The organism is Paenibacillus sp. SORGH_AS_0306 (genome assembly GCF_030819345.1).
Lineage (GTDB): Bacteria > Bacillota > Bacilli > Paenibacillales > Paenibacillaceae > Saccharibacillus > Saccharibacillus kyungheensis.
In genome coordinates, this window is record NZ_JAUTBP010000001.1 from 5273602 (window position 1) to 5288478 (window position 14877).

The following is a 14877-nucleotide window of genomic DNA, read 5'->3' on the forward strand; positions in this document are numbered from 1 at the left end:
TTTCATCTATACCATAAAAGAGAACACCTTATACGATCGAACTCAGGGAATGATCTTGTTGTGGAAGCAAATGTTTGCTAATGGCATAAGCGGCTAATTTGCCTTGTTGTGCTGCTGATACCACCATTGCTTCACCTTGACCTGCTCCGAATATAATATCGCCAGCCGCATATACTTTAGGATTAGAAGTACGATGAGTAGAAGTATCTATTTTGACAACTCCCCATGAATGTTCCAATCCAAAATGTTCGATAAGATCTGTACGACGTTCTTGTCCAATCGCTGTTACAACAGCATCTACAGGCATTAAAAATTCAGAACCTTCGACAGGCATTGGTACTAATCGTCCATCTTTACCGATTTCACCTGTTAATTTCATTTGCACACATTCTAGATGGGTGACTTTACCTGTAGCATCACCGATAATTCGTTTCGGTAAAGTTAACCAGTTGAATTCTACGCCTTCTTGTTTGGCAAATTCATATTCAAAATCATAAGCAGTCATTTCTTCACGTGTACGACGGTAGACCATTTTGACATTGGCAGCACCCAAGCGTACAGAACAGGTAGCTCCATCAATTGCAGTATTTCCTGCGCCGATTACAGCTACTTTTTTGCCGAGCAGATTGATATTAGGTTGACCTGTTTTGGTCTGTTCAACCAGTTGAATCGCATCATAGACGCCTTCTAGCTGTTCACCTTCTATACGAATAGGAGGGACATATCCCATTCCAGCAGCTAATACGACAGCATCATATTCAGCTAGCAGTTGTTCAGAAGTGATATCGACCCCTACTTTCATATTGGTGCGAATATCGACGCTTAATTGTTGAACTTGTTGTACTTCCCACAGAGAGATGGACTGAGGTAAACGGAATGACACAATACCATGTGTATCCAGTCCGCCTGCAAGTGGTTTGGATTCGTAGATCACCACCTGGAATCCTTCGCGTGCTAATTCACGAGCAGCAGCTAATCCAGCAGGGCCTCCACCAATGACAGCCACTTTCTTTTCATTTGATATACCTGCTTCGAATAATTGTGCATCTTTTTCGATAGCCCAATCAGTGGCATACCGTTGTAATCTACCGATATCTATTGGTTTTGAACTTTCATTGAGTACACAGGCGCCTTCACATAGTTCTTCCGTTGGACAGACACGTGCACAACTGGCTCCCACAGGATTAGCATCCATAATTGTATAAGCAGCACCTTTTAGATTGTCGGTAGCGATTCGTTTAATAAAAGAAGGGATATTGATTCCGGTAGGACAAGCTGTTATACAGGGGGCATCATAACAGTATAGACAGCGATTCGATTCTTCTATAGCTCCCTTATGGGTTAGACCAGGCTCTGCTTCAGCAAAGTTGCGCATAAACATATCTGGTGAAAATGAAGTAAATGTAGAAGAATGTTCCATCGGTTAAACCTCCTTAGAATTGTTTGTGTTTATAATGTTAAATAATGTAACACATTTTAATAGATTTTCGATATATTTTAGATTTTTTTGTTGAAAATATTTATAAATACCATCAAAATCATAAATATAGTATAATTTATATCTATATAAGTTATGTATTCTGACATTTATATATTAAAACTATAGTCAATGTGTCTTTTTTTTACACTAGACAGAGTGTCTAATTTCGAAAGTTAATTTTTGACGACTGTTTTGAAATGATTGGAATAGAGCAACAAAGCTAGAAGTAGCGCAGAGACAGGTCCGGTTGAACGCTACTTTATTTAGAGTACAACTAATTTGTTGCTTACAGAAAGGTGGGGGAAATATGGATAGTAACCGTATGTTTACAATCGAAGATGCGATGACAAGGCCTTTATTTGCTCAAGCAGAAGTGATCGGTGGAAGTCGAGGAATCTCCAATTCTGTTCGCTGGGTGCATATTCTGGAAAGTTCCAATTTTGAAAGTTTAATTCATGGCGAAGAAATGATTTTGACAACAGGGATACAATTCCATAGTCAACTGACAACAGCGCTTGAATTTATGGACAATTTAATTCAGAAAAAAGCAGCATGTCTTTGTATTGAATTAGGCGACTTTTTTCAGACGATTCCCGCTGAAATGATTGAGCTTGCCGATCGGTACGATTTTCCATTGATCATTTTTAAAGAAACGGTACGTTTTGTAGATATTACATTGGATCTCCATTCCTTAATTATTAATCATCATCACCGGATGCTTCAAAAGTTAGAACGTATTTCGCGTGAATTCAATCGACTAACATTAACTTCGCAAGGTACTCATAAAGTGTTACAACTACTTCATCAAAGCACCCATCATCAAGTAGTTTATTTACAGTTGCAAGGCAAACCTTCTTTTTTTCCAGCATTGTCTCCTGATAAACAACGCCCGTTATTGCAGTTTTTCGCAGAGTTTAATGAAAGTATGGATGGTGTACAGCATGATACTGCGCCCTATTTTCGCGAATATGAACAGCAAAGTATTGTATTAAAACCTGTAGGTGCTTTGGATCAGACATGGGCATATATTATGTTGATCTGTCCGCACAAACCGCAAGAATATGAGTGTTTATTGCTAGATTCAGCTTCTCTTTCAATCGCTCAAGAATTGTTGCGTACCCGTTATATGGAAGAACGCAAATTATTTTCGGAAAATTTATGGGTCGAGGAATTGATCTATGGACGTATCGAAGACGAGAATCGACTCAAAAGTCTGATCGGGCCTGATTTTAATATGATGAACGAATTGCCTTATCGTGTTTGTCTGATCGAGATCGAAAATCCTCAAGACGTAAAATGGAACAGTTCAGAAAATGAGTGGGAATCGATCACATTCCATCTTTCGCTGGTATTGCGTTCTATTTTTGAAAAGTATCTGTTCCATCCGTTAATCACGCTCAAAAATAATCGACTGACAGTTATAGCGCTGGATAGACAAGCCAAAATGCCTGCGAAGCCAAGACTTCAACAGGCATTACAATCGCTCCAACAGATTCATTCCGATGATAAGCTCAAGCATTTGAAATTAATTATCGGTGTTAGTAAAGCAGGGCATCATTTGAAAAATGCTTCAGCCAGTTATCAGGAAGCAGTGCAGGCATTGTCCCTTTATAATTGCTCTGAGAGTACGTTGCTATTTTATGAAGAATTAGGTGTTTTTCAATTACTGCTTAGTCTTAACGATGGCAAAACACTACAGACATTTATTCGCAATTATCTAGGGCCTTTAATCGATCACGATCAGACCAAAGGTAGTGAGTTACTGCTTACACTACGAGTGTATCTTGATCATGACGGTTCCAAACAGATTGCTGCCCAGAAATTATTTATTGTTCGTCAATCGTTATACTATCGGTTGGACAAAATTACAGAATTGTTAGGCGAAGATTATATGTCACCCGAAAATCGCATATCGATTCAAGTGGCTTTGCGTGCGTATCAATTTCTGTATCCTGAAAAAATGTCGTTACCTAATGCTCACTCATCACATGTTTGAACGTAGTAATCAAGAACTCCAAGTCTTCGTCGGTTGAAGATAGTGGAGGTGCAAATGTAAGTACATTATTGTAGCCAGCGACCGTATCGCCATTTTTGCCGATAATCAGCCCTTTACCTTTACAACCGGCAATAATGGATTTCACGATATCCAGGGAAGCTGGTTTTTTGCTGGTTTTATCTTCGACCAGTTCTACACCTGTTACCAGACCGAAGCTACGAATATCACCAATTAGAGGATGATCGACAATCTCCATCAGGGCTGTGTTGAGACGTTGCCCTAACAGACGAGCACGTTCAATTAGATTTTCTTGTTCGATCACTTCTAGATTACGTAGTGCTAAGGCGCATGCTGCTGGATTACCACCAAATGTATTCACATGGCGGAAATGTCCATAATCATCGGTTTTATCTTTGAATGCTTCATAGATATCTTTGCGTACAGCAGTAGCAGAGAGAGGAAGATAACCACTCGTTAATCCTTTAGCCATCGTCACAATATCAGGTTTTACTCCAAAATTATGATGACCGAACTTTTGACCAGAACGTCCAAATCCACAGATTACTTCATCAATAATCAGCAATACACCATGAGTGCGACAGATTTCTTGTACACGATCCATATATACTTGATGAGGGATAATAATACCGCCACCTGTAATCACAGGTTCCATAATAACAGCTGCAATCGTCTCGACACCTTCCCAGATGATCATATCTTCGATCGCTTGGGCACACTGTAGATTGAATTCTTCGATCGTTTGCCCTGCTGGACGGCGATAACTATCCGGTGGAGCCACATGAAGAAATCCACCGCTCAACGGTTCATATTTATACTTGCGCTGAGCTTGTCCTGTAGCCGCAAGTGCCCCCATAGAACTGCCATGATACCCGCGATAACGTGATATAAATTTGTGCCGATAATGTTGACCAATCTGTTGTTGATATTGACGGGCAATTTTGAAGGCGGCTTCATTCGCTTCAGAACCACTATTTGAAAAGAAGATCACATAATCATCACCAAGCCAGCTATTTAACTTTTCCGCTAAAGCAATCGCAGGCATATGACTTTGTGTTAATGGGAAATAAGGAAGCTGGAGCAATTGTTCATAAGCGGCTTCTGCTAATTCTTTGCGTCCGTATCCAACATTCACACACCATAGCCCAGACATGCCATCCATATAACGTTGACCATTGGTATCGGTCACCCATGATCCACTACCTGTAGCCGCAATCATCGGTGGAGCGGCTTCATTATAAGGAGTAATATTATGCCACAGATATTGTTGATCCTTTTTAATAGCTGATTCGTAGTCTGTTCCTAATTCGAGCATGATGATTTCTCCTCCCGGTTATTTCATAATTGAATATCTAGCTGTGTATAGTGAGTTTGGAAAGATCGATTTAATAGCGAGCAGTTACCATTTTTTTGCGAGTATAAAATTCAACTCCATCTCGTCCATTAGCATGCAGATCACCATAGAATGACTTTTTATAGCCGGAAAAAGGAAAAAAAGCCATCGGAGCAGGAACTCCCAGATTTACACCTAACATACCAGCATCAATCTCTTCACGAAATTCACGAATTGCTTTGGCGCTGTCTGTATAAATACAAGCACCGTTAGCGAATGGAGAAGTATTGGTGATCTTTATCGCTTCACTTACATCTTTAGCTCGTACAATAGATAATACAGGTGCAAAAATCTCATCTTGCCAGATTTTCATATCCGTCGTCACATGGTCGAAAATAGTAGGGCCGATAAAATAACCTTGCTCATTCACAGCCTGATCTTGTCGTCCATCACGTACTAATGTAGCTTGTTGCTGTTCTCCAGATTCGATATAAGCAATCGTACGTTCTTTATGAGCAGGACGAATCACAGGCCCTAGAAATACACCTTCATCTGCACCGTTGCCTATCGTGATTTCGTTAGCAGCAATACGTAATCGCTCCACCAATTCATCGGCAATTTGTTCATGTACAACGACTACAGCACAAGCCATACAACGTTCACCTGCCGAGCCGAAAGCCGCTGCAATAATATTTTTGACTGCATGATCCAGATCAGCATCCGGTAATACGATCGAATGATTTTTAGCTCCTGCTAAAGCTTGCACTCGTTTGCCATGCGATGTTCCTGTTTTGTATACATATTCAGCAACAGGCTGTGAGCCGACAAAAGAAATCGCTTTGACCTCTTCATGAGCTAGCAATGTATTCACCACATCATGAGCACCATGCACAATATTAAGGACACCTGATGGGAATCCAGCTTCAGCAAATAATTCTGCTAAACGATTAACCAATAATGGCGTTCGTTCAGAAGGCTTAAGTACGAAAGTGTTACCACAAGCAATAGCCAAAGGGAACATCCAGCAAGGAACCATCATTGGAAAGTTAAAAGGAGCAATCCCGCCAATAACACCAATAGGATAACGATACATACCAGACTCAATCCCTGTCGCAATATCAGGCAACTGACTACCCATCATCAGAGTAGGGACACCAGCGGCAAATTCTACACATTCAATGCCGCGTTGTACTTCGCCATATGCTTCTTCCAGACTTTTTCCATTTTCAAGTGTGATCAATGCCGCCAGTTCATCCCAATGCTTCACAAGCAACTGCTGATAATCGAAAAAGTAACGGGCTCGCTTAGGCACAGCGATTTTTTTCCAACTTTGATACGCTGATTGAGCCACGTGAACAGCATGATCTACTTCTTCACTACTGGATAACGGAACATAAGCGATAAGTTCACCTGTCGCAGGATTGTACACTTCATCCCACTGGGTAGTGGTAGATTCTACCCACTGTCCACCAATATAATTAGGTACTTTCTGTATCGTCTTGTTGATTACAGACATCTCTAAGAACTCCTTTCAAATCGAGAACATAAGATAGTAGCAATAAATAAGAGCAATAGTGCTATAGGTGATAGAGGAGCAGAATACTACTGTGTTTTGCTAGCCATATCTACAATTTCATTTGTATATGCTTCTTGCACATTAGCGGCTTCTTTAATCACTCCAAATTTCAAAGCAATATCAGCTGTCTGCTGGAACATTTTTTCGTCAGTGTAACCCATTTTGGCTTCATCCATTCCCTGCGGTTGGATTAATTTGGCGACTTCTTGCATCATTTTAAGTTGATGTTCTTTAGTAGTACTGCCTGATTCTGCTTGCTTCATCACACTATCGACAGCGGCTTCAGGATCGGCGATAGCATCTTTCCAGCCTTTTAGCGAAGCACGAACAAATTTGGCGGCTGTTTCTTTGTTAGCATCTAACCACTCTTTATTGGCAAAAAGGTTATCTTCCAACATCGCCACACCTTCATTGTTCATATCAATCACATTGAGATCACTATCTTTGAGACCGGACTCTAACAAGATTTGGTACTCGTTATAAGTCATAGCAGAAGCGGCATCTAGTTCACCGCCTAGAAATTGATCCATTGTAAATCCTTGTTTCGTAAAGCTGACATCTTTATTCGGATCAAGTCCATATTTATCGAACAAAGCTAATAATTCAAATTCATTTCCACCCATCCAGTTGCCTACTTTTTTACCTTTTAGATCAGCAGGAGTGTTAATGCCAGCAGATTTTTTAGATACAAGCACCAGACCGCTCTTTTGGAAAATCTGAGCAATTTGGATAAGTGGCATTTCTTGTTCCTGACTGGTCAGCAGACTGCCTACCCAATCTACTCCGATATCTGCGGAGCCTCCGGCAACTTGTTGTTCAGGAACAATATCCGGTCCACCTGGAAGAATCTCAACATTCAGCCCTTCTTGCTCATAGTAGCCTTTGTCTTTTGCAACAAAATAGCCAGCAAATTGTGCTTGTGGCACCCATTTTAACTGTAATTTCACTGTTACAGGTTCAGTGGAAGTCGTTTCCCCTGTACTTGCTGTTGCACCAGCATCTGTTGAAGTACTTTTCATTCCACCGCATCCAGCCAGTATAGTGATCACAATCACCAGCATAATCACAAGACTTGCTTGAATTTTTTGTGGTTTTATTTTCATCTTTCATTCCCCCTGAATCGTTAATCTATCCTGAATAGATGGTTATCAAAGTCAAACCAATGGATGCTATACACATATATGCTTATTAGATCAATATGAATATTCCAGTTCACTATCAGGTACGCTGAGAAGGATGCCAGCGAATACATACTTTTTCTAATCGTTCTACGATCATATAAAATATAATGCCTGCAATAGCAGCAAGTACGATACATGACCAGCCCAAAGGCATTTTAGCAATTTTGATCGAGTTAGAGAGGAGATAACCGAGTCCTTGCGAAGAGAAGAAAAATTCACCGACAATCGCTCCAATCATACTGGCAGTAGCATTGATTTTGAGAGCAGTGAATACATAAGGTAAGCTGTTTTGGATACGCAAATAACGAAACACTTTTGCTTTATTGGCTGCATAAGAATACATCAGATCAAGCGCTAACGGATTCACAGATGACATTCCTTTGTAAGCATTAAGAGCCATGGCAGCCATCGTTGTTGCAGTGACGATAGCAATTCGAGAACCGATACCGTCACCAAACCACAAATTCATAATAGGGGCGAGCGCTACAATAGGCACAGCATTGAGAGCGGCTACGAGTGTTAGACTTCCTGCACCCCAACGTGGAGAAGCCGTAGCGATAAGAGCAATCACAAATCCAAATAAAGAACCTATGATCATCCCCAAAACAGCCTCAGCCAATGTATATCCTGTGTAGGATAGCAATAGACTCCAATTTTCTTGTATAGAGGATGCAATCGCAGACGGAAGAGGAAGTTGATATTTTTTAAGATCAAATATCTTGTGAAAAACCTCGATTTGCCATAACAGCACGAATAAAATACCTAAACAAAGAGGAAGCCATACTTTTCCACCACCTAAAAATGATTTTTTGGAACTATTTCGTGTATGCAAAGGTTGATCTGCGGGTTGTGATTGAAAAGAATCCAGTGTTGTAGAAGAAGTATCAGATAGATATGTAGCTGTTAATTTTTTGTTTTGTAATGATGGTTTTTCCATTAAGAGCGGCCTCCTTTCGAGCGAAATTCCGGCTGCCACGGTGATACGATACGTTCGATCAAGCTAATCAACCAATAGCTGAGTATGCCAAGCAATGCCCCGACAAAGACAGTCGACCAGAACATATACACATGAGAAGGACCATAATAGAGATTACGAAGCATGATCACGCCTATCCCATGTTGCGCTCCCATCAGTTCGACGAGAATAGCACCGGTTACAGCTAGAGGAGCCGCGATTTTTAATCCGCTAAATAGCCCAGGGATAGCAGCGGGTAAGCGTAGCTTCCAATAAATACTCCAGGGCTTTGCCGCATAGGAATACATTAATTCCAGCGCTGAAGGTTCTACACTACGCAATCCGCGTAACATATTTAGCGCTACTGGAAAAAAAGTAATATACCCCGAGATAATAATGCGTGAGATATATTCATCCCGTACAATGCCATAAATAATAGGAGCCAGACCAAGAACCGGAATCATTTGTGAAGCTATCGCATAAGGAAAAGTTAATTTTTCGATCCAGCTAGAGACACTCATTAATATAGCGAGTATCACCCCTGCTAATGCACCGAGTAGAAATCCAATCCCGGCATTTCCGAAGGTAGCACTTCCTTCTTGTATTAATGTGCCACTGTATTGAATACTGGTTGCCAGTACTTTATGAAGATAAGGAAGCTTCGATTGAGCCAAAGGAAGATGACCTATATTTAAAATGGCCCATGATGCAAGCTCCCAGATCACCAGAACAACAGCGATCCACACAACAGCAGGCAAAAGGCGATTGCGTAAAAAAAGGCTATTTCCTTTCATACGTCACACCCCTTCAAAGCTATCGCGAATCTGCGCGATCAATTCAAAAAATTCCGGACTATTACGCATTTCCTGTGTACGTGGTCTTGGTAAAGGAATCTCCACCACAGCAGATAACCGTCCGGGATGCGGAGATAATACAAATACCCGGTCTGACAAAAAAATCGATTCTGGAATACTGTGAGTGACAAATACAATCGTATTCTGAATTTTATTCCATACTGATAATAATTCTTCATTTAATCGTTCTCTTGAAAATTCATCCAATGCGGAGAACGGTTCATCCATCAGTAGAATCTCAGGCTCCATAGCAAGAGCTCTAGCAATCGCTACTCGTTGCTGCATCCCACCACTGAGTTGCCAGGGATATTGATCTGCAAATTTTTCTAATCCTACCAATTCCAATAATTCGAAGGCTTTGCGTTCACGTTCACTTTTACTAACGCCTGTTAATTCCAGTGGCAAAGCGACATTCTGTTTTACTTTGCGCCAGTCGTATAACACAGGACTTTGAAAAACGATGCCATACTTTTGCGATAATCGTGCTTCTTTAGCGGTTTTACCTGCTACATGAATAGTGCCGTTGGTAGGTTGGATCAGATCAGCCATAAGCCGTAGTAGTGTAGTTTTGCCACAACCCGAAGGCCCTAATAGAGAAACAAATTCTCCTTTGGCAATATCCAGACTAACTTGATCAAGAGCCAGTACATCTGCGGTATCTGTAGAGTAACGCATTTCAATATTGTTTAGCTGAATCTCAGGTATGTGTGTTTGATGCGTAACAGTCGAAGCAGTCAAAGACATCTGGTTTCCCCCTTTACAGATTCATAAAACATATGATGATGCTTAATCTAACTAAATAAGTCACATCATAATCAATATCTCGGATGAAATCAATATAATATGTTAGATAATATAACTTTATGTTCGATTAACTAACATATTAAACATAATATGAATTTGTAGCACTAGACAAAAAGTAAGATTGCTATCACAAAATTAAGTCACTTTGTCCAGATCATCACTGTAAACGCTAAAATCAGAAGAAATCTATCATTTTTTGACAATAAAAAAGGAAAGCGGTATCAATATTGTGCATAAAATTGATATATTAACGAACGATTATGTATAGGTGTATTATTAACATTCGCTTTTTGATTGACAACAATATAATCCTGTCCTAGAATGTAACAAGTAAAGCTGTTTGATATGAAAATAACAACACGTATCAAAGACAGCGAACAGAGTTTTGCGACAATTTAAAAGCACTTCGTATAATCCTGAGAATAGGCTCAGGAGTCTCTACGGATCACCGGAATGATCTCTCTACGGAATGAAGAAATGGCAGTGTGGGTTTTCTTTGGCATCTAGTCTAATATCGATATAGGTATAGAATAGATAGTTTTAAAGGTAACATCATGCGCTTTTATTCTGATTTTTAGAGACCCCGATGAACAGCTCGTCCATCGGGGTCTCTTGTCGTTTTCTCTATTCATTTCCAAGAGGAGGAAGATAGCAATAATGGAACGTTTCTTTAAGTTGAAGGAACACGGCACGAGTGTAAAAACAGAGATGGTGGCAGGGTTAACAACCTTCATCACAATGGCATACATTCTGTTCGTCAATAACTTGTTCTTGGGACCGGGTGGAGCAGGCATACCAGCAGAAGGCGTATTTTTTGCTACAGCTGTAGGTGCTGGATTAGTAACTATTTTAATGGGCTTATTTGCAAATATTCCTGTAGCACTTGCACCAGGTATGGGTTTGAATGCTTACTTTATGACAGTTGTACTTAGCTCCAACGGAATGATTACATGGCAAGCTGCTTTAGGTGCTGTGTTTCTTTCGGGGATTATCTTTATTATTTTAACCATTACCAAAGTTCGTCAGTTGCTACTGGTCGCTGTACCACAATCGATCAAATTTGCGATCACTGTAGGTATCGGATTGTTTGTCACTATTATTGGTCTGAAGTTAGGAAATGTAGTTTCAGTATCAGCTACAGTTAAAGGTGTTACAGATGTTGCGCAATTAGCAGCGCCTGTGACAGTCAAAGGTTCTGATTTCCAATTAGCATTAGGAGATTTCATGCATAGCCCGGATACACTACTGGCTATTATCGGGTTATTCGTAATCGGAATATTAATGGTATTGCGAGTTAAAGGTGGATTATTAATCGGTATTATCGTTGTCACTTTAATTGGTATTCCAATGGGTGTTACCGATCTAAGTAGCTTGTCGACTGCACATTGGATTCCTTCTTTTGATAATCTAGCTGTAGGGCAATTAGATATCAAAGGCGCAATTGGCATCGGATTATTCGAAATTATCTTTATCTTTACGTTTGTAGAACTATTCGATACATTTGGTACACTTGTTGGTACAGCCGAACGTGCAGGATTGTTCAAAAACAAAGAAGAAGGCGAAAAGAAAATTAGCAAAGCAATGTTGGTAGATGCAGTAGGGGTAAGTGCTGGTGCTGTTCTAGGTACAAGTACGATTACTTCTTATGTAGAAAGTACAGCAGGTGTAGCTGAAGGTGGACGTACAGGTTTGACAGCAATCACAACAGGCGTATTATTCTTATGTGCATTGTTTATTGCTCCTTTAGCATTGGTTGTTCCTTCTGCGGCAACAGCTCCAGCACTAGTTATTGTTGGTGTACTGATGATGAGTCAGGTAAGCAAGATCGAATGGGACGACTTTATGCAAGCATTCCCTGCGTTTTTAACAATTATCTTTATGCCATTTACAAATGGTATTGCGAACGGGATTTCAGCAGGTATTATTGCGTTTGTCGTTTTAGGATTCTTTAGCAATATCGCTTCTCCGCGCAAAGTAAAAGTACACTGGTTGATGTGGGTATTAGCTATTTTGGTGATCTGTCGCTATGCATTTTTAGGTTCAGAATAATCAAATAGTAAGTACCTAATCATTTCTAGTGCCTTATTTAATAAAAGATTAAAGCAACAAAAATCAAACACCCCTGTAACAGATCATGAATCTGCTATAGGGGTGTTTGATTTCTTTTCCACAAAATAAACAATAGCTTCATACAAAAACATCAGATAACCTTTTTCATCAAATGCATCAAAGTAACGCACAAACCGCTCATCAATTCTATAAGTCTCTGCTATACATAACAAAATACGTATATCATCCCCTATAAATTGCGCAAGATACTGACTCCATTGATCAATATAGTACTGAATTTTATCATCCAAGGGAGAACGATCTTGATGTAAAGCAATATTTCGGAAAACACACTCCATATTTGAAGAAAACTGATTATATGCCTGTTTTTTATCAGAGTCAGATAACTTCTCTATATTCTCTTGAAATTCTTGATAGATTTCTGTATCGCCATAGACTAATTTGGCTTCTAACTCATATTGTTCTTCTATAGAAGGAATAGTAGAGTCATCGAACAGAGTCAGCTTGGAAATGTCTGTTCCTTCTATATAATGATCCAACTGTTCAATAACTGTGGTCAACTTTTGTTTTTTCGATTCAAGCAACTGCCGTTGATGGATCAGAATATCAGTCTGTTTCGCTTTAGATAAAGGTAGAATTGTAGCAATCTCTGTAAGGGAGAATCCCATTTCTTTAAATAGCAAAATCGTTTGTAACGTTGCAAGCGCCTGACGATCATAGAACCGGTATCCATTATCAGCAATATGACTTGGCGGCAACAAACCAATCTTATGATAATGATGCAATGTTTTTTTAGTAATGCCTGTAATGTGTAAAATGTTTTGAATAGTCAATAATTGTAGTTTCATGCCAAAATTCCTTTGTTTCAGCAAGAATAAGCTCTGCTGGTGTAATAGTTGCTTCTATTATACTTTGTCCTGTTTTCTTCATATAATACTGAATTAAATAATAACCGCAAGCATATCCACCCGCATAAGGCATACCTACAGGTTCACTATATTGCATAGCAGCTATCTCATCACCATACAAATAAGGACTTATTTGATCAAATCCAGTTAGATGAAGTTGTTGAGTGAGTAGAGGCTTAATATGATTGTTCAAAGTATCCATATCTGTTTTAGATACCCAGGGGCCTAGTAAATGCTCCCCATATAGAGTTGTAGAAAAATTCTCAGCCAACCCTTCGCTAACAATTAACTCTCCTAACGTCACATGCTGATAATTCCATTCAATAAATTGATACCTTACATTATGATTGCATTCATGCGCTAATACAGAAGCGATACGAGGAAGTGTGTATTCATTTGGAATCAATGTCACCAGAATAGAACCGGGAATCCCGCCATCTCCACAGATACCTTCATTGATTGCTAACACAGAACTGTTCGAATTACCTAACAAAATCGTATACACATACTCATTAACATGTAATAGGATGCCATTTTGCTCAAATAAGCTCAAGCTATGTTCTACAGCAGTATTACAATCATGCCAAAATAGTTCAGAAGAAATAGCTTCTAATATAGGATCAAGATCAGATGTAATCTGTTGAGGAGCAATATTCATAACATTATTAAAAGCAATAACATCAAATGCACCAGAGTCATCTGCTCTATAAGGGATCTGCTGAGTGTTCCATTTGTTCATAAATGGGAGTAACATCTGTTGACGATACTGCTCAACTTTATGTTCAGGTGCTACATGAATAAGATTCTGATAAATCTGATCTGAACGCAGTGTCTTTATTTTCATCACTATCACTCCTTAATCAAGCAAGAATGATTACATTATCAAGTATTCCCTTACGTAATGGTCAAGCAAAGAATACGCAAATAATAAGATTTTATATCTATTCATAAAAGGCGCATCATCTTTGGAGAATGGAGAATGGAGAATGGAGAATGGAGAATGGAGAATGGAGAATGGAGAATGGAGAATGGAGAATGGAGAATGGAGAATGGAGAATGGAGAATGGAGAATGGAGAATGGAGAAGATAATTCTTAGAAGTGAAGTATAATATCAAATAGCTATATTAATACAATGAATAAGCTATAAGCATTAATACACAATTAAAGCATTACAACGGTAATCATTCTGCTCAAATATCAAATGCAAATTAAATTCAAAATAATGCTTGCTAAATAAATTCAACCATGATATATTATAAAAGTTGTCACGAACGAACGACAACACAAGCAAAACTTCATACGAAAACAACTTGAAAAAACACTTCAAAAAAAGTGCTTGCCAAGTGGTTGAAAACATGATATGATATAAAAGTTGTCACCGAGAAACACTGACAACGAAAAACGAAATGTTTGATCTTTGAAAACTGAACAACGAGTGAGTAAATAAAGGTCTTAGCCGACCTTTACAAAATAGAGAACTTCGGTTCTCGCCAGTTTCAAATTGAGCAAGTCAAACACTTTATGGAGAGTTTGATCCTGGCTCAGGACGAACGCTGGCGGCGTGCCTAATACATGCAAGTCGAGCGGAGAATGAAGGAAGCTTGCTTCTTTCATTCTTAGCGGCGGACGGGTGAGTAACACGTAGGCAACCTGCCCTCAAGCTTGGGACAACTACCGGAAACGGTAGCTAATACCGAATAT

Annotated in this window: 11 protein-coding genes, 1 rRNA gene and 1 riboswitch; of the genes, 3 read left to right on the forward strand and 9 right to left on the reverse strand. The window is 39.4% G+C overall.

Features of this window, described 5'->3' with window-relative positions; translation table 11 throughout:
• Nucleotides 1–28: 28 nt before the first annotated feature.
• Nucleotides 29–1420, reverse strand: coding sequence for an NAD(P)-dependent oxidoreductase (locus QE450_RS23480; RefSeq protein ID WP_307302513.1), 1392 nt, complete (start codon nt 1418–1420; stop codon nt 29–31).
• 367 nt (nt 1421–1787) lie between these two features.
• On the opposite strand from QE450_RS23480, the gene QE450_RS23485 reads away from it, so the two are divergent.
• On the forward strand, nt 1788–3476 hold the full coding sequence (locus QE450_RS23485; protein WP_307302515.1) for a PucR family transcriptional regulator: 1689 nt from the start codon (nt 1788–1790) through the stop codon (nt 3474–3476).
• Here QE450_RS23485 and QE450_RS23490 read toward each other — a convergent pair.
• From QE450_RS23490 to QE450_RS23515, 6 genes are all read right to left on the reverse strand, one after another.
• Nucleotides 3451–4809, reverse strand: a complete 1359-nt coding sequence (locus tag QE450_RS23490) for an aspartate aminotransferase family protein (protein WP_307302517.1) — start codon at nt 4807–4809, stop codon at nt 3451–3453. The genes QE450_RS23485 and QE450_RS23490 overlap by 26 nt on opposite strands.
• A gap of 70 nt (nt 4810–4879) precedes the next feature.
• Nucleotides 4880–6343: a CoA-acylating methylmalonate-semialdehyde dehydrogenase gene (locus QE450_RS23495; RefSeq protein ID WP_307302518.1), complete on the reverse strand. Its 1464-nt coding sequence runs from the start codon at nt 6341–6343 to the stop codon at nt 4880–4882.
• 86 nt (nt 6344–6429) lie between these two features.
• Nucleotides 6430–7506, reverse strand: coding sequence for an ABC transporter substrate-binding protein (locus tag QE450_RS23500; protein WP_307302520.1), 1077 nt, complete (start codon nt 7504–7506; stop codon nt 6430–6432).
• A 115-nt stretch (nt 7507–7621) separates the two neighbouring features.
• Nucleotides 7622–8521 (reverse strand): ABC transporter permease, encoded by a 900-nt coding sequence (locus tag QE450_RS23505; RefSeq protein WP_273614826.1) that lies wholly within the window; start codon nt 8519–8521, stop codon nt 7622–7624.
• Nucleotides 8521–9333, reverse strand: a complete 813-nt coding sequence (locus QE450_RS23510) for an ABC transporter permease (protein ID WP_307302523.1) — start codon at nt 9331–9333, stop codon at nt 8521–8523. Before QE450_RS23510 ends, QE450_RS23505 begins: the two co-directional genes overlap by 1 nt.
• A 3-nt stretch (nt 9334–9336) precedes the next feature.
• Nucleotides 9337–10137 (reverse strand): ABC transporter ATP-binding protein, encoded by an 801-nt coding sequence (locus QE450_RS23515; protein ID WP_307302525.1) that lies wholly within the window; start codon nt 10135–10137, stop codon nt 9337–9339.
• A gap of 446 nt (nt 10138–10583) precedes the next feature.
• Nucleotides 10584–10682: riboswitch (purine riboswitch) on the forward strand.
• Nucleotides 10683–10854: 172 nt separating this feature from the next.
• On the opposite strand from QE450_RS23515, the gene QE450_RS23520 reads away from it, so the two are divergent.
• A complete protein-coding gene (locus QE450_RS23520) occupies nt 10855–12246 on the forward strand; it encodes an NCS2 family permease (RefSeq protein ID WP_307302527.1) in 1392 nt (463 codons plus the stop codon).
• Nucleotides 12247–12329: 83 nt separating this feature from the next.
• Here the strand turns inward: QE450_RS23520 and QE450_RS23525 are convergent, their stop codons facing one another.
• Nucleotides 12330–13115: a MerR family transcriptional regulator gene (locus QE450_RS23525; RefSeq protein ID WP_307302529.1), complete on the reverse strand. Its 786-nt coding sequence runs from the start codon at nt 13113–13115 to the stop codon at nt 12330–12332.
• A complete protein-coding gene (locus tag QE450_RS23530; RefSeq protein ID WP_307302532.1) occupies nt 13060–14019 on the reverse strand; it encodes a DUF2268 domain-containing putative Zn-dependent protease in 960 nt (319 codons plus the stop codon). Before QE450_RS23530 ends, QE450_RS23525 begins: the two co-directional genes overlap by 56 nt.
• A 675-nt stretch (nt 14020–14694) precedes the next feature.
• On the opposite strand from QE450_RS23530, the gene QE450_RS23535 reads away from it, so the two are divergent.
• Nucleotides 14695–14877 (forward strand): 16S ribosomal RNA (locus tag QE450_RS23535); the annotation flags it as partial.